This window comes from Bacillus sp. LLTC93 (assembly GCF_002993125.1).
Lineage (GTDB): Bacteria > Bacillota > Bacilli > Bacillales > Bacillaceae > Bacillus > Bacillus zhangzhouensis.
Genome location: NZ_PVME01000002.1, coordinates 544,886 through 560,541 on the forward strand (window position 1 = coordinate 544,886; position 15,656 = coordinate 560,541).

The window sequence follows — 15,656 nt, forward strand, 5'->3', positions numbered from 1 at the left end:
TAAGCATACTCTCTCGACCTCTATAATTCCTTTGTCATAAATAAACTGTTTGGATCTTCTCCATATGAACCAAAAGGCGGGCAGTATTGAAACCCAAAGCTTTCATATAGTCTTCTTGCTGGTTCAAAGAAAGCCATCGCACCTGTTTCGAGGCTGACACGTGTATAGCCTCGCTGTTTGGCTTCTTGAAGAAGGTAGGTCAGCATTTGCCTTGCTATCCCTTTTCGCATATGGAGAGCTGCCGTTCTCATCGATTTGATTTCGCCATGTTCACTTGATAGTTCCTTTATCGCTCCGCAGCCAAGAAGTTCCTCTCCATCCCACGCACTCCACACTGTGACATCTTGTTTTTTCAAGTCGTCTAACGGAAGGGCATGAATGCTTTCTGGCGGAGAATGCTCCTTCATCTCTTCTACATGAGCGGTGATCAGCTGCTCTATTCGCCCATCTGTGAGTTCATCTTGTTGAATGTACATTCCAATCCCTCCTTCACGACCATTGTACGTGAAGAATTGAATCTTACCCGCTGTTATGTCAGATAAACGAACAAACAACCGGCATTCATGAGCCAGTTGTTTGTCTCATATCAAGTATTTATGAAGAAAGAACCGCTTGTAACTCTTCTGCTGTACTGCTTTCAAGCTGACTGCCGACACCTACTGCCACAGCACCTGCTGCGAGCCATTTTGGGACATCGACTGGATGAATGCCGCCTGTTGGAATAAATTCTATCTCTGGAAATGGGCCTTGTAAGTTTTTCATATAGGACAAGCCGAAGGAGCCGCTTGGAAAAAGCTTGAGCAAGCGGTATCCATTTGCTTTTGCCTGCATGATTTCACTTGGAGTCAGGACACCTGGCACATAGAGGGTATCATGAAATGAAAGATGCTCTCCGATCACAGGGAGATATCCTGGACTGACAATAAATTGCGAGCCTGCCTCAACGGCTGATTGCGCCTGTTCAAGCGTCGTAATCGTTCCTGCTCCTACAATCAGATCTTGCTCACGCCGAAAGGATGCGATGATGCGTTCAGCATTGGGCGTGGTATACGTGACTTCAATGGCACGCACCCCTTTTTTCTTTAAACGCTGAATCATCTGAATGCCTTCTCCTTCATTATCCGCTCTGACCACTGCGATCAGTTTACAGGCTGCGAGCTGCTCTTTAACGCTCAAACTTGCTGATTTCCCCATATCTTTCATCCCCCTTCATATACTCCCGCCTGTAATATCGTTTGGCTTCTTTCATAAACGCCTGAAGCTCCTTCCGAGTGGGCAGTCCGTCCTTATCACCAGGAGACATCACCGCAAGTGCCCCTATGGCATTGCCTCTTGTCACAGATTTTTCATATGATAAGCCGTCAAGTAAGCCACTAATGACCCCCACTGCAAACCCATCACCAGCGCCGACCGTATCAACGACATCATGAACATGAAATCCGCTCACAATCCCTTGACCGGCTGTACTTTTAAAAAAGGCACCTTCCGCTCCGAGCTTAATCACCACTAGCTTGACACCTTTTTGTAAATAAACCTCTGCAATCTCTTCCGGCTCGTGGCACCCCGTGAGCCTTTGGCCTTCTGCAAGCCCCGGGAAAAACCAATCGACTTGAGAGGCTATCTGGTTCACTGTATGAATCATATCCTCTTCCTCTTCCCATAACTGAAGCCTAAGGTTCGGATCAAATGAAATGGTTTTGCCTGCTTCTTTCATTGCTTGAAGGGCATGAAAAGAAAACGCTCTCATTTCATTGGACAATGCAGGGGGAATACCTGTCATATGAAGGTGTCCTGCTTGTTTGAAATAGCCGGAGGGAAAGTCGCTTGGGTTCATTGTGCTCGCAGCAGAGCCTTTCCGGTAATACGTCACGTCGGGGTCTCCATCAATGACTTTTGATTTAAGTAATATCCCCGTTTTAGACCCATCATTTGAACGGAGCACTGCACTTGTATCGACCCCTTCTTTTTGAAGCTCTTCTAAAATAAATGTGCCAAGTGAGTCTGCCCCGACTTTGCTCATCCAGCCAACCTCAAAACCCAGCCTTGAAAGGCCGACAGCGACGTTACTCTCTGCACCAGCAAGCGCCTTTTGAAACGTATTCACTTGATGAAGTTCTCCGACTTCTTTTGCGTAAAACATCGCCATTGATTCCCCAAATGTGACCGCATCCAATGCTTTCACTCATTTCTCCCCTTTCTTGGTACCGGTTTCAAATTAGTTGAAAAAGAGAGAGTATGCACGTATGTGTACCCTTCTCTGCCTTTCGCTTATAAAGACTTCCTAACAATGATTTCTCCATCGAGTTGAATGGTTTGAGGTGCACTCTCATCCCCTTCAAGCCGTGTCTTGATTTTTTGCATGGCTGCTTTCCCCATTTCATGAGATGGCTGCGCAACAGTTGTGATTCCTGGCCCAATCAGCTTATACCATTCTGTATCATCGAACCCGGCAATGCCTATCTCCTCAGGAATCTTGATGCCAAGCTCCACAAGTTCACTAATGAGCTTCAGCATGAGTAAGCCATTGCCTGCTAAAATCGCCTTTTTCAAATGGTTTGATTGCAAAAAACGGACAATCTCTTCTCGCATTTGTTCCTTTTGCTTCAAATCAATCTCTGCAATAATGGGCTTCTTATGTTTACTCATTGCTGTCTGCTCATATGCTTCTTTTCGTTCTTCACGAGGACTAATTCCATCGACCGGCTCAGTAAAGAAAGCGATATGGTCGTAGCCCTTCTCATACATTTGATGAAGTAGACGAATCGTGATGTCACGGTTATTCGTTGTCACTGTATCGACCTTAAGTTCAGGTAATTTGCGGTCAACAAGAACAATCGGTACACCGTTTTTCTTAAAGTCTTGCAGAATGTCATTGTTTTGACCTGTTGTATTGATGATGAGCCCTTCAATATAATGCGCATTCAGCTTCAGGAGCATTTCTCGTTCTTTTTCTGGACGATTATCTGTGTTACAGACCATGATGCTGTATCCATATTCATCACAAATCTCTTCGACACCACGAAGCGTAGCCACAGAAAATGGGTTCGTAATGTCGGCTACAATAAAGCCAATGACCTTGCTTTTTCTTACTTTTAGTCCTTGAGCAAGCTGACTCGGACGATAATGAAGCTCTTCAATGGCTTTCTTAATTTTTTTGACCTTTTCAGAAGAAATTTCATTTGTTCTGCCATTGATATACCTGGAGACAGTTGATTTTGAAACGCCTGCATAAGCTGCAACTTCGTTAATGGTGACTTTCGTTTGCTTGTTCTCTTTCATTCAAAAAACTCCCACAATCAATCTTCTGATTTGTTTTGAAACCGATTTCAAATAAACTTAAAAAGAGCATACCATAATTTGATTAATATCAGAAGATTTTTTTGATTCATGTGAGAAAAAATCGTAATAACAGACAAAAAGAAAGCGATTTCAAATTAACGGTTGACGCCGCTCACTTTTTCCTCTAAAATTTTCCTTGAAACCGATACCAAATAAAACACCAATATTTTGTTTCAGATGGAAAGGGAGGCTTATCTCAAATGGAAAATCGTTATGCTGTACATCCTGAGCAGGTCAAACGTTTTACAACAGAGGAACTTCGTCGTCATTTTCATATTCCTACGCTATTTGTCAGCGGTGAATTGAAGCTCTATTATTCGCATGAGGATCGTGTGGTCATTGGTGGGGCAATGCCGACAGCAGAACCACTCAAGCTGGATGCCGGCGACTTTTTACGTACGGATTATTTCCTTGAAAGACGAGAAATTGGCGTCGTGAATGTTGGCGGACAAGGAACGGTCACAGTCGATGGTGAGTCTTTTGTGCTGGAGCATAAAGATTTCTTATATATTGGCCTTGGACACGAAGATGTACAGTTTACTAGTTCATCAGGCGAGCAGGCCAAGTTCTATCTTGTGTCAGCAACGGCTCATAAAACATATCCTACGCAAAAGGCAGCCATCGCTGAATTAACACCGAACCACTTAGGAGAGGCGTCTGCCTCAAACGTACGAAACCTGTATCAAGTCATTCATGCAGATGGCATCCAAAGCTGTCAGCTCATGATGGGAATTACTCAGCTTGAAACGAATAACACATGGAACACGATGCCTGCTCATATTCATGACCGGCGTATGGAAGTGTACTTATATCTTGATATAGAAGAAGATGCTCGTGTCTTTCATTTTATGGGGGAGCCATCTGAAACGAGACATCTCGTTGTCGCAAATGAGGAAGCGGTTATCTCTCCTGCCTGGTCCATTCATTCAGGGTCAGGTACAGCGAATTATTCATTTATTTGGGCAATGGCGGGAGAAAACTATACGTTCAAAGATATGGACTTTGTCCCAATGGACCAGCTGAGGTAACGAGATGACGACGACATCATATGTTGAGTCCCTCTTTTCCCTCGAAGGCAAAACAGCCCTTGTGACAGGCCCTGGAACTGGTATTGGTCAAGGCATTGCCGTGGCGCTTGCCCGTTCAGGCGCAAATATCATCGGCACGTACCACCACACACCGCTTGATGAAACAAAATCGCTTGTCGAACAGACTGGCAGATCATTTCATGCGGTTCAGGTCGACTTTGCCGATCCTCAGTCTGCACAGCGGGATATCGATGCTATTTTAGAGCAACATACCATTGATATTTTAATCAATAATGCTGGAACCATTAAAAGAGAAGAGGCCGCTCACTATTCAGAGGAAAATTGGCATACTGTCATGGATGTGAATATCAACAGTCTCTTTTTTCTCACTCAAAAGGTTGGGCTGCAAATGCTAAAAAACGGGCAAGGGAAAATCGTCAATATCGCCTCCCTCCTATCGTTTCAAGGCGGCGTCTTTGTTCCCGCTTATACGGCGAGTAAGCATGCTGTCGCTGGGCTGACGAAAGCTTTTGCAAACGAATGGGCGAAACATCAAATTCAGGTAAATGCGATCGCACCTGGCTATATTGCGACCAATAACACTCAAGCCATTCGTGATGATACGAATCGGAATGAAGAGATTCTTAAACGAATCCCCGCTGGGCGCTGGGGACAGCCTGAGGATTTAGCTGGTGCAGCTGTTTTCCTTAGCTCACCAGCTTCCGATTATATGAACGGCCACATTTTAGCTGTTGATGGCGGCTGGCTTGCGAGATAAACATATCGAGAGAATCCCCATTTTCAGGGATTCTCTTTTTTCTATTTGCATAATTCTCCCCCTTCCGAGTCACTCTATAAAAAACATGACATGAGGGTGAGGTAGTATGAAAAGTCGTATTGAACAAGATATAGCGTCCGTCATCAAGCGCATCAAAAGCTTTGCCGGAAAAAGTGATGATATCGTGTTCCACTCTTTTTCATTTGGTCCTTCCGCTGTCTCTGCGTGTCTCGTGTACGTTGAGGGACTCACAGAATTTGAGATGCTTTCCAAACAAATCATTTCACCTATGCAAAAGGAACTGGACATCACCGAAGTCAATCACACCACACTTCCTTCCCTGTCTAAGAAGTTCTTTGGCATTCAAAATGATGTGCTGGAAGATATGAACCTTGCCATCGAGCAGTTATATAACGGCAGGGCTATTTTATTTGTGGACGGGGCGACACAAGCGCTTGCACTCCAAACAAACCTTTTTCAGTTTAGAGAAGTAGAGGAGCCGCAATCTGAAGTACTTGTAAGAGGACCACGGATAGGATTTATTGAGAATCTTGAAAAAAACACAGCTTTACTACGCGAAAGGGCAAACGACCCTAATCTTATCATTCAAAAGGTGAATGTAGGCACTCGTAATAAGAAGTCTGCCGCTCTCGTGTACGTTCGTGATATTGCAGATCCAAAACTAGTAGAAGATGTTCTATCTCGCATGAAGGAAATCAAAATGGATGATATCCCTGAAACCGGTTATATTGAACAGCTAATCGAGGACAGCCACCTCTCTATTTTTCCACAGATTCAAAATACAGAACGCCCTGATCGGGTGATCGCATCTGTGCTTGAAGGCAAGGTTTCCATTTTGCTCGACGGCACACCTTTTGCCCTCATCATGCCTATGACACTTACAGCCTTGATGCAATCACCGGAGGATTATTATCAGCGATGGACAAGTGCAACTCTTTTACGCCTACTCCGTTATTTCGCCGTACTGTTAACGATTTTTTTACCCGGGCTCTACATCGCTCTTGTCTCTTATCATCCCGGCTTATTACCGACACGAATGGCCATCACCATCGCAGGCAGCCGGCAAAATGTTCCGTTCCCTCCTGTGGTCGAAGCCATTCTCATGTCTTTTACGATTGAACTATTGCGGGAAGCTGGACTTCGTCTTCCTAGGGCAATTGGACAGACGATTGGACTTATCGGCGGCGTCATTATTGGACAGGCGGCTGTACAAGCAAATATCGTCAGTGCCTTAATGGTGATTATTGTATCGCTGACCGCATTGGCCGATTTTACTGCACCCTCATATGACTTTAGTTTCCCATTACGCATCTTGCGGTTTATGGCGATTTTTAGCTCAGCGATGTTTGGGTTATACGGCTTAATCATGTGTTATTTATTTGTGCTTTGTCACCTGATGCAATTAAAGACCTTTGGTTTTGACTATTTCACACCTGTTTTATCTTCACCATTTTCAGATTTAAAGGATACGTACGTTCGTTTACCAATAGGGCTATTTAAATCGAGACCGAAAACAGCAAAGACAAAAAATCTCAAAAGACAAGGAGAGTAAATGATGTACAGAGCTAAGAAGCTATCATTGTTACAAGTCACCATTCTGTGCAGTTCTACAATGATAGGCGCTGGAATTTTAACCATTCCACGCAGTTCTGCCAATTCAGGATTCCCTGATGGCTGGATCATTGTATTAATACAGGGAGTCATCTTTGCTTTCGTTGCTTTTTTGTTAGGCTGGATTGCCGAAAAGAATGCACCGGACACTATTTTTGAGTCAAATACAAAAGGAGCCGGTGCATTCTTTGGCACGATCTTTAATTTAATGCTGATTGCATATTTACTAGGCATTGTCGGCTTTGAAGCGCGTGTACTCGGGGAAGTGGTTCAGTTTTTCCTCCTGCAATCGACCCCCATGTCCGTGATTGTCATGATTTTTTTACTCGTGGCGATCTATCATTTGAAAAGCGGTATTTTCCCAATCGTCAAATTGGTCACTTATATTTATCCCATCGCCTTGATCATTTACATTGGGCTCATGCTGTTTTGTCTGAAAATATTCGATTTTGATTATTTACGTCCTGTCATGGCGCACGGGTTTAAAGATTTCAGTAATTTATTCTCTCAAACATTTATTCAATTTACAGGCTTTGAAGTCATTTTGTTTGTCGTGCCGCTCATCTATAAAGACAAATGGTCGAAAGCGAAATGGGCCGCTGCGATCGGTGTTGGGATTACATCTCTTGTGTACTCCCTCACGCTCTTTATTGTCATTGGTTCCATGACCGTTGGAGAAACAAAATCCCTCACTTGGCCGACGGTTTCCCTTATTCAAGCGTTAGAACTTGAAGGGGTCTTCATTGAACGCTTTGATATTTTCTTACTGACGATCTGGACATGCCAGCAGTTCATTTGTATGCTTGGCTTTTTCCAATTTGCCATTAGAGGGTGCCACACGGTCTTTAAGACCACCAATTTAACGAGACTGCTATGGCTGCTGTTTTTGATTACCTCTGCACTCTCTCTTTTTCCGAGAAGTATTAATGAAGTCTTTTACTATTCCACTTTACTCGGCTACGCGTTGTTCGCTATTTTAGCCATTCCTTTTATTACTGCTATCCTGCTGATGATTCGTAAAAAATGGGGAGGTCGTTCTGCATGAGTCGAAAGCGTTTACTGTTATTCTTTCTTTCCTGCTGTCTTTTCCTTCTATCAGCAGGCTGCTGGGACTTAAAGGATATTGAAAAATTATCGTTTGTACGCGGCGTTGGTATTGACGAGGAAGAAGATCATGGGGTCAAACTCACCTATCAAAATCTTGTACCGAAAATGGGCGGGACACAAGAAGCTGATTCTCCTGATTATGTGAATGTCGTCTCGAAGGGGAAAAATGTGCTAGAGGCTGTCAGTAATGTCGCCTTGAAGGATCCGCCGATCTATAGTGATCATCTCAAAATCTTCTTGTTTGGAAAAAGTCAGGCAGAGCATCACGATATTCAAGGGACACTCAATCACTTTATACGAGATGATGAGGTTCGAAGAAGTAGCTATTTTCTCGTGTCACGAGATCAAGCGTCAAAAGTCATCAACCAAAAATTAAAATCACAGCAAAAGATTCCGGTTGAGCATATCTTTGAAACATCCAAAAACCGAAGCTTTAACGGGAAAATTATGATGCCAACACGTATTGGCCGAGCGTCTGATTACTTTCAGATGGGTATTAGCTTTCTTGTCCAAAGTGTAGATGCCATTAACGGTGAACTCATCTATGATGGGGCAGGGATCATTGATGGGAAATCGCGAAAGTTGATAGGATTTATTCCTGCAAAGGATGTCCAATCTTTAAATTGGATCATGAGTCGTATTTCAGGCGGAGTTGTACCAGCCACCTTCAAAGGCTTTCCTATTACGTATGAAATCAAGAAAGCAAAATCCAAGGTCGAACCCTATTTAAAAGATGGAAAGATTTCCTTTAAAATCAGCGTAAAAACAAATGGTAAACTATCAGAGGATCAATACCCCTCTGAAAACTCATTCGATGAGCAATACATCCAACGATTCGAGCATATTTTCGCCAAAAAAATCAAACAACGGATTCAAAAAGCCGTCAGCTACTTGCAAACAGAAGTTGGCGTAGATCCTATCTTTTTAAACCGGCAGGTGCGCATTAAGTATCCTGACTTTTGGGATCAACATCGAGACGAGTGGGACACACTCTTCCAAGAAGCAGACATTGATTATGATGTAAAAGTCAGCATCTTGAACTTTGGTGCAGAAGGAGCAACGAAGAGCTTTAAATGGTAACAGCAAAAAGGCGGGTATCCATCAGGAACCGCCTTTTTTACGTGCCACGATCAGAATCTGGTATTGGGTCACTTGATCGGATAAAGCTTTTGTTTGAAAGCCAAGTGACTCTCCTACTCTTGCCACTTCGTCAAAAAACAATTGGACGTTTTGATCAATTTGTACATTGATATGTTGCTCTATCACGCGTTCAAACAAATGGTCTGGAAAGAGCGCACGCATCGTTTTTGGTGTGAAGAACCTCATGTGGGTTCGGTCTAAAATCCCTACATCTTGATACGTAAAATCACCTGTCATTAATGGAAGAAGCACCTCCGCATGCATCATGTTAGGTAAGCAGCATATGATCACGCCGCCTGGCTTTAAAGACGCGTGCGCTTGAGCGATGATTTGCCATGGATCTGACACATGCTCTAATACATCTGAAAAGATGACCGCATCAAAAAAGGCTTCCTTCTCTGACCATTGGTACTCATCCGCTTTGGCCTCGATGACTTCTTGGTAATACGCCTTGGCGATCGCTGCTTTTAAGGCATCGGCCTCTACCCCGTACATGTCAACAGACTGCCTGTTAATGAGCTCAAGACCCGTTGCTCCTGCGCCGCACCCAACATCCAGCACATATTTGGCCTCTTGAGGCAGCAGTGCCGCAAAATATGGATGAGGGGTGATCAGGTTTAAATCAATGCCCCATTTATCTAAAAACCGAAGCCTGTTCTCTGCAAACAGTGTAGAGATATTCGTTTCTTGATTCGCACGGAAGGTTGCATGACCGTGATGATGGACAAATGAATCATGGACCATCTGCAGCTGATATCCCTTCAGCAATGAACGCAAACAAAGATCATCATCCTCAAATGATCCGTACAAAAACCGTTCATCAAATAACCCCACATCCTCGATCAGCTCTCTTTTCACCAGCAGACAAAAACCCACAAGTCTGTGTACGTACGTTCTCTGACCTTTTCTCGCAGTCGTATATTCCTTCGCAAAGTCAGGAAGCTCCTTCACATCTGTATACGATGGCTGGACCATCTGAGGACCACTCACATAATTGGAGACAGGTCCCACCATTCCAATACGATCTGATGCAAATAACGCTTCTTTTAATGGAGAAAGCCAGTTTTCAGTCAACATCGTGTCATTATTTAAAAAGAGAATGCTCTCTCCTGTCGCTTTTTTCGCTCCTTGATTACAGCCCTTTGCAAAGCCTTGATTCTCCTCGTTTTCAATGAAAATAACATCTTCCAGCTCTCTCACATATTCCTTCGTTCCATCTGTTGACGCATTATCGACGATGATGAGTTCATATTGGTCACTTCTGGTATGCCGTTTGATGCTGTCGATACATTTTTTGGTTAAATGCAGTTCGTTGTACGTCAGCATGACAATGCTCGTTTTTCCTTTCATCTCATTTCCACCTTTCGCCCGCCTGTTCCATATGTATGTCGTATGCAGCACGTTCAGAAGATGAAAGTTTGTCCTTTCTTGATTAAACGTTTGTTTAACAAAGGAAAACCAGCTACATGAGGCAGCTGGTCTTTTTTTACACCGTTTCCCCTTCGTCATTTACGACGGCACGGTTTCTCTTTTTTAAATCCTCTTCAATTTCTTCAAGACTTTTCCCTTTCGTTTCTGTCACTAAGTATTTCACAAATAAGAAGGCGCCTACGCCGATGACCGCATAAATGAGGAAGAGATTACTGATGCCAATCGCACTTAATAAAGTTGGGAACGTTAGTGAGATGATCAAATTCCCTGTATGAAGAAGGAATGTAGATACCCCTGTACCAATGCCCCGAACATGTACCGGGAACAGCTCTGGAAGCATCACCCATACGACTGGACCCCAGCTGACGGCAAAGATGACGATGAAGAGTCCTAAGCAAATAATGGTTGTCCATCCTGCGGCTGTTGATCCCTCGAAAAATCGATTCACCACTGACAGAACAATTAAACTGAGGACCATTCCAGCATTACCGAATAGGAGTAACGCTTTACGCCCTACACGGTCGATCATTTTGATCGCCACAAACGTCATGATGACATTCACTGCGCCAATTCCTACGGTTCCTAAGATCGCTGCTGAGTTACCGAATCCGACACTTGTGAATGTTTTTGGTGCATAGTAAATAATCGTATTTGTACCAATAAACTGCTGCAAAAAGGCGAGGCCAACACCAGCGATCAAAGCTGGGCGTACCCACGGTTCAAATAATTCTTTAAGACCGCCTTTTTCTTCACTTTCCGCCTTTTGAATATCTGAAATTTCTTCTTCGACTTCTTCTTTACTCTGTCTAAGTTTTGATAATATCGCCTTCGCTCGCTCAGCCTGTCCATGGACAAACAGCCAGCGAGGACTTTCTGGCATAAATAAAATACCAAATAATAGAAGAACAGAAGGAACCACTGCAATTCCAAGCATCAGGCGCCATGCCTCCGCATCCGCTAAAACGTAGTTCACAATATAGGCTAGAAGAATACCGAATGTGATCATGAGCTGGTTTAAAGAGGACAGTGCACCCCTTGATTCCTTTGGAGCAAGTTCAGATAAATATAATGGAACAATCGTCGTCGAGCAGCCTACAGCAAGCCCTAGTACGATTCGGAATAAGACCATTACTTCCGTATTTGGGGCAAATGCTGTTCCAAATCCGCCGATAATAAACAAAATAGCTGCGGCGATGATTGCTTTTTTCCGCCCAAATTGGTCTGTTAATTTTCCAGAAAGAGAGGAACCGAGCATCGCCCCGATTAAAATCGAACTAACGACAAGCCCCTCTGTAAACGCGTTTAAACCTAAATCCTCTTTCATAAATAAGATGGCGCCAGAAATGACACCTGTATCATAGCCATATAAGGCGCCGCCAAGTGCGCCGAAGAAATAAAGCCATCCATTCCGATTTTTCATCATCATAACCCCTCTTTTGTCTGTGTGTACTGGATGTTTCTCTATGAAAAATCATTTTCCTCACTTCCTGTCATTTCAAACATTTCAATGTTTTATGACAAATATATTTCATTTTTGTATCAATGAAACTTTTTACGAGAAGGAAACGTCAATTAAGCGTTGGTGAAAAAAATGTCGCACTATATCCCGTTTTAAGGTATATTTGTTTTAGTTTGTAAACGAGAAGAAGGACATCTTTACTATAAAAATCATAGGCGAGGGTTTAAAATATATGGATCAATCACGAAGCAAACGCAAAGGGAAAAAGCGTTTAAAACCATGGGTGAAAGTCACTCTTTTTATATTCGGTATTCTTTTACTGACAACCGCTTCTGTCACAGGCTATGCCTACTATAAAGTGACAAGTGCTGCAAAAAAAGCACAAGTATCTCTAGAACGTGGCGCACAATCTGTCAAACGGATTGAAGCTTTTGACCCTGGGAAAGACAGCTTTTCTGTCTTGCTGCTTGGAATTGACAGCAGACCGGGCGAAACAGTGAAACAAGCGCGAAGCGATGCAATGGTTTTGGCAACAATTAACCGTACAAATAAAACCGTTAAATTATTAAGCATTCCTCGGGACTCATACGTCAATATTCCAGGTCATGGTTATGACAAAATTACTCACGCACACGCATTTGGCGGTGCAGATTTAACGGTGAATACAGTTGAGAATTTATTAGATATTCCGGTTGACTTTGTCATTCAAAGTAATTTCAAAGCATTTCAAGAAATTGTGAATGAACTCAACGGTGTTCCTATTAACATTAAGGATGAATATCTTGTCAAACAAATTCAAAAAGATACAAAAGGCAAGGTTGTGCTTCAAACAGGAACTCATACGCTAGATGGTGATCAAGCTCTCGCATATGTGAGAACGCGAAAAGCAGATAGTGACTTAATGCGCGGGCAACGTCAAATGGAAGTATTAAAAGCCATTTTTAATAAATCAAAATCATTAACGTCCATTCCGTCATATGACAATATCATTGATACACTCGGCGATAATGTCTCAACCACCCTTTCTATGAAAGAATTAGTCGGTCTTTTCCCACTTCTGACTTCATTGAAATCTGTGGATACCATTCAGCTAAAAGGAACGGACTATCAGCCAAACGGCGTTTATTATTTCCAATTGGATCAAAATCAACTGAACGAAGTAAAGACTGAATTGAAGAAGCAGCTTGAATTATCTTAAACAGAAAGGGCTAAAATGATTTTTATTTTAGCCCTTTGTCTTCTTTTCAGCGTAATAGAAAACCCTTGAATTCTAGGAAGAACGAGCACCGGAGCGCAGAGCTGCGGGCGAATGCGAGGATTTGTCTCACGCTGAAAGCGTCCCTTTGGGGCGCTTTTTCTCTTCTCACCATTGATCATTTGGACATTTTTGTTTAGCCTTGATATAGAGAGGAATCAAATGTCCTCACTCTTTCATGAGAATGAAGGAAATCGTACATACTTTTAAAAGGCTATTGCATGAATGAAGGAGGATTTGACAGCGATGAAAAAAATGATTGCGATTGATTTAGACGGTACACTCTTAAATACAAAAAGTGAAATTTCCGCTCAAAACCGGCAGGCGTTGATTCGTGCGAAGGAAGCTGGATATATTGTCACCATCTGTACAGGGCGGGCGACTTTTGACGTGAAGGACCTTCTTGGTGATCTGGACATTCCAATTATTGCAGCAAACGGAGGAACAGTTCACACCGAAGGGTACAAGCTCTTTAACAGAATCACACTTGACCAAGAAGCTGGAAAGCTTGCTGCAAAGGCATTAGTGGAACGGAACATTTATTTCGAGGTGTATACTGACGATGCCCTTCTCTCCCCATTTGATGGAAAAGAGAAGCTGAAAGCAGAATTTGATGTGATCAATAGCGCAAATCCAAATGAGGATCTAGCTGATTTATGGGAAGGGGCGATGACGCAATTCAAACAATTTGGCATCAAACCAGTGGATGATATTCGTCAGATCTTTGAGTCAAATGAAGCGACCTATAAATTACTGTGCTTCTCATTTGATATGAACAAGCTTCAGGAAGCACGAGATCTTCTTGCGAAAATGCCCGAGCTTTCATTAACCTCGTCTGGAAAACATATTATCGAGGTGCTGCCAAAAGAGTCAGGAAAAGGACATGCCCTGAAAAAGCTAGCAGCCCATTATGGTGTAGACCGCTCAAACATTTATGCAATTGGTGACAGCCCAAATGATCTCTCCATGTTTGAGGAAGCAGGTCACCGGATTTCGATGGGGAACGCAGTGGATGTCATTAAAGAAAAGAGCACGTATATCACAAAAGGCAATCATGAAGATGGTGTCGCCTATTTTATTGATCTTCTTTTACAAGATCAATTCCATGAAAAAAAGACGCTTGTCTGATCAGCGCCTAGAGAGAAGTCCGATACGAGCGTTGATCGGGCTTTTTCTTTATTTTATTCTAACAGCCATCTCATATTTATCCTTCCAGTACGTACTTGTTTTCATATTGGTAATGACAACACCATTTGAGACGGTCACATGAATAACTTGATTTGAACCTGCATAAATGGCAGGCATCAATGAAGTCCCTTTGAAGAAGACAAGATCTCCTGGCTGAAGCTCCGAACGTTTTACAGGTGTGCCTGCCTTAGCTTGTCCTGATGCATAGCGAGGAAGCTCAATGCCATGCACTTCTTGGTACACATACTGCGTGAAACCTGCTGTATCAAACCCTTGCTCTGGGTTCGTGCCGCCTTTGACATAAGGGGCTTCCCCAATATATGTAGCGGCTTTTGATACGATTGGGTCTTCTTTTGCGAGTTTCAGCTCAGTCAATCGTTTCGCACCTGTCCATTTCTCGCGCCAATACGATTCGGATAAATAAGAGATCGTCACACTTTCAGAACGGCTCGCATGAATAAAACGGTCGCCCCCAATGTACATCCCTACATGAGAAATTCCGGGTTTATATGTGTTGCTAAAAAAGACAAAGTCCCCGGGACGAATATCGTCTAGTGCTACTTTTTCTCCGATCATCCATTGCTGTTCAGCACTTCTAGGCAAATAAATGCCAAGTGATTTTTCAAATAAATATTGTAAAAAGCCTGAACAATCAAAACCAACCTTTGGATCTGCTGCACCAAAAACATAAGGAATACCTAAATATCCCATCGCATCTTTCACAACACGATCATCAGAGATTTCTTGGGAGACTGGCAGCCGTTTGACCGCATAAAATCGGTCTGTCCAATATTTGCTTTTGCTAACATCTGTTTTCACCACACCTTGACTCAGCGTGATGTGGATCACCTGATGGTTTCCAGCATACAAAGCTACATGTGTCGGGATCTCTTTTGTTTCCTCAGGGCTGCGGAAATACACGAGGTCTCCGGGTTTGGCTTTTTCCCATAATACCTTTTCTCCAATCTGATATTGGTCGATCACCTTCCGCGGCAAATCAAATGTGCCTGATGTCTTGTACACATATTGAATAAACCCAGATGCATCAAAGCCCGTTTTTGGATCGGTTCCTCCTTTATGATAAGGTGTTCCAATCAGCGTTTCCGCTTTCTCCAAAGGAGACTTTGTTTGAGCAGACACCTCTGATTGGGACATGAACATCAGCCCTACGAGCGCACAGCCTCCAATCAACATTCCTTTCCATTTCATGGTCTTTCCCCTCCTTTCTTCTATAGTTTCGACATGACCCCTTGCATTTTACACCTTTTTTCGACAAAAAAGAGCACGCGCAAGGCATGC

The 15,656-nt window shown here is 43.1% G+C and carries 14 protein-coding genes; 7 read left to right on the forward strand and 7 right to left on the reverse strand.

Features of this window, described 5'->3' with window-relative positions:
- Positions 1–20 precede the first annotated feature (20 nt).
- From C6W18_RS07975 to C6W18_RS07990, 4 genes are all read right to left on the reverse strand, one after another.
- Positions 21–476 (reverse strand): GNAT family N-acetyltransferase, encoded by a 456-nt coding sequence (locus C6W18_RS07975; protein ID WP_034318500.1) that lies wholly within the window; start codon positions 474–476, stop codon positions 21–23.
- A 118-nt stretch (positions 477–594) separates the two neighbouring features.
- Positions 595–1,194 carry a bifunctional 4-hydroxy-2-oxoglutarate aldolase/2-dehydro-3-deoxy-phosphogluconate aldolase gene (locus C6W18_RS07980; RefSeq protein ID WP_105927119.1) on the reverse strand — a complete coding sequence of 200 codons (600 nt, stop codon included), beginning with the start codon at positions 1,192–1,194 and terminating at the stop codon, positions 595–597.
- A complete protein-coding gene (locus tag C6W18_RS07985; protein WP_105927121.1) occupies positions 1,166–2,182 on the reverse strand; it encodes a sugar kinase in 1,017 nt (338 codons plus the stop codon). Before C6W18_RS07985 ends, C6W18_RS07980 begins: the two co-directional genes overlap by 29 nt.
- Before the next feature lie 86 nt (positions 2,183–2,268).
- Positions 2,269–3,279 (reverse strand): LacI family DNA-binding transcriptional regulator, encoded by a 1,011-nt coding sequence (locus C6W18_RS07990; RefSeq protein WP_105927123.1) that lies wholly within the window; start codon positions 3,277–3,279, stop codon positions 2,269–2,271.
- A 260-nt stretch (positions 3,280–3,539) separates the two neighbouring features.
- Here C6W18_RS07990 and kduI point away from each other — a divergent pair, with 260 nt between their 5' ends.
- The 5 genes from kduI (at position 3,540) to C6W18_RS08015 (ending at position 8,964) form a co-directional block, all read left to right on the forward strand.
- Positions 3,540–4,367 (forward strand): 5-dehydro-4-deoxy-D-glucuronate isomerase, encoded by an 828-nt coding sequence (kduI, locus tag C6W18_RS07995; protein WP_105927125.1) that lies wholly within the window; start codon positions 3,540–3,542, stop codon positions 4,365–4,367.
- Positions 4,368–4,371: 4 nt separating this feature from the next.
- Entirely contained in the window at positions 4,372–5,145 is a 774-nt protein-coding gene (gene kduD / locus C6W18_RS08000) for a 2-dehydro-3-deoxy-D-gluconate 5-dehydrogenase KduD (RefSeq protein WP_105927127.1), read from the forward strand.
- A gap of 106 nt (positions 5,146–5,251) precedes the next feature.
- Complete coding sequence (locus C6W18_RS08005) at positions 5,252–6,718, forward strand: spore germination protein (RefSeq protein ID WP_105927129.1); 1,467 nt, start codon at positions 5,252–5,254, stop codon at positions 6,716–6,718.
- Positions 6,719–6,721: 3 nt separating this feature from the next.
- A complete protein-coding gene (locus tag C6W18_RS08010; protein WP_105927131.1) occupies positions 6,722–7,822 on the forward strand; it encodes a GerAB/ArcD/ProY family transporter in 1,101 nt (366 codons plus the stop codon).
- The gene (locus C6W18_RS08015) at positions 7,819–8,964 is read left to right on the forward strand and encodes a Ger(x)C family spore germination protein (protein WP_105927133.1); all 1,146 of its coding nucleotides are present in this window, start codon (positions 7,819–7,821) and stop codon (positions 8,962–8,964) included. The genes C6W18_RS08010 and C6W18_RS08015 overlap by 4 nt, the downstream gene beginning before the upstream one ends.
- Before the next feature lie 21 nt (positions 8,965–8,985).
- Here C6W18_RS08015 and C6W18_RS08020 read toward each other — a convergent pair whose 3' ends face one another.
- Together C6W18_RS08020 and C6W18_RS08025 are read right to left on the reverse strand one after the other, a co-directional pair.
- Positions 8,986–10,374, reverse strand: a complete 1,389-nt coding sequence (locus C6W18_RS08020; RefSeq protein ID WP_105927135.1) for a bifunctional glycosyltransferase family 2 protein/class I SAM-dependent methyltransferase — start codon at positions 10,372–10,374, stop codon at positions 8,986–8,988.
- 136 nt (positions 10,375–10,510) lie between these two features.
- Positions 10,511–11,878, reverse strand: a complete 1,368-nt coding sequence (locus tag C6W18_RS08025) for a sugar porter family MFS transporter (protein ID WP_105927137.1) — start codon at positions 11,876–11,878, stop codon at positions 10,511–10,513.
- Between the two features lie 268 nt (positions 11,879–12,146).
- Between C6W18_RS08025 and C6W18_RS08030 the strand changes: the two genes are divergently transcribed.
- The gene (locus tag C6W18_RS08030; protein ID WP_034318469.1) at positions 12,147–13,112 is read left to right on the forward strand and encodes an LCP family protein; all 966 of its coding nucleotides are present in this window, start codon (positions 12,147–12,149) and stop codon (positions 13,110–13,112) included.
- Between the two features lie 303 nt (positions 13,113–13,415).
- Entirely contained in the window at positions 13,416–14,297 is an 882-nt protein-coding gene (locus C6W18_RS08040; RefSeq protein ID WP_189318060.1) for a Cof-type HAD-IIB family hydrolase, read from the forward strand.
- A 48-nt stretch (positions 14,298–14,345) separates the two neighbouring features.
- Here C6W18_RS08040 and C6W18_RS08045 read toward each other — a convergent pair whose 3' ends face one another.
- Positions 14,346–15,566 (reverse strand): C40 family peptidase, encoded by a 1,221-nt coding sequence (locus tag C6W18_RS08045; protein WP_105927142.1) that lies wholly within the window; start codon positions 15,564–15,566, stop codon positions 14,346–14,348.
- Positions 15,567–15,656 lie beyond the last annotated feature (90 nt).

Coding starts and splice junctions, on each gene's coding strand:
- C6W18_RS07975 (WP_034318500.1), bottom strand. CDS start 476: ATGTACATTCAACAAGATGAACTCACAGATGGGCGAATAGAGCAGCTG.
- C6W18_RS07980 (WP_105927119.1), bottom strand. CDS start 1,194: ATGGGGAAATCAGCAAGTTTGAGCGTTAAAGAGCAGCTCGCAGCCTGT.
- C6W18_RS07990 (WP_105927123.1), bottom strand. CDS start 3,279: ATGAAAGAGAACAAGCAAACGAAAGTCACCATTAACGAAGTTGCAGCT.
- kduI (WP_105927125.1), top strand. CDS start 3,540: ATGGAAAATCGTTATGCTGTACATCCTGAGCAGGTCAAACGTTTTACA.
- kduD (WP_105927127.1), top strand. CDS start 4,372: ATGACGACGACATCATATGTTGAGTCCCTCTTTTCCCTCGAAGGCAAA.
- C6W18_RS08005 (WP_105927129.1), top strand. CDS start 5,252: ATGAAAAGTCGTATTGAACAAGATATAGCGTCCGTCATCAAGCGCATC.
- C6W18_RS08010 (WP_105927131.1), top strand. CDS start 6,722: ATGTACAGAGCTAAGAAGCTATCATTGTTACAAGTCACCATTCTGTGC.
- C6W18_RS08015 (WP_105927133.1), top strand. CDS start 7,819: ATGAGTCGAAAGCGTTTACTGTTATTCTTTCTTTCCTGCTGTCTTTTC.
- C6W18_RS08020 (WP_105927135.1), bottom strand. CDS start 10,374: ATGAAAGGAAAAACGAGCATTGTCATGCTGACGTACAACGAACTGCAT.
- C6W18_RS08025 (WP_105927137.1), bottom strand. CDS start 11,878: ATGATGAAAAATCGGAATGGATGGCTTTATTTCTTCGGCGCACTTGGC.
- C6W18_RS08030 (WP_034318469.1), top strand. CDS start 12,147: ATGGATCAATCACGAAGCAAACGCAAAGGGAAAAAGCGTTTAAAACCA.
- C6W18_RS08040 (WP_189318060.1), top strand. CDS start 13,416: ATGAAAAAAATGATTGCGATTGATTTAGACGGTACACTCTTAAATACA.
- C6W18_RS08045 (WP_105927142.1), bottom strand. CDS start 15,566: ATGAAATGGAAAGGAATGTTGATTGGAGGCTGTGCGCTCGTAGGGCTG.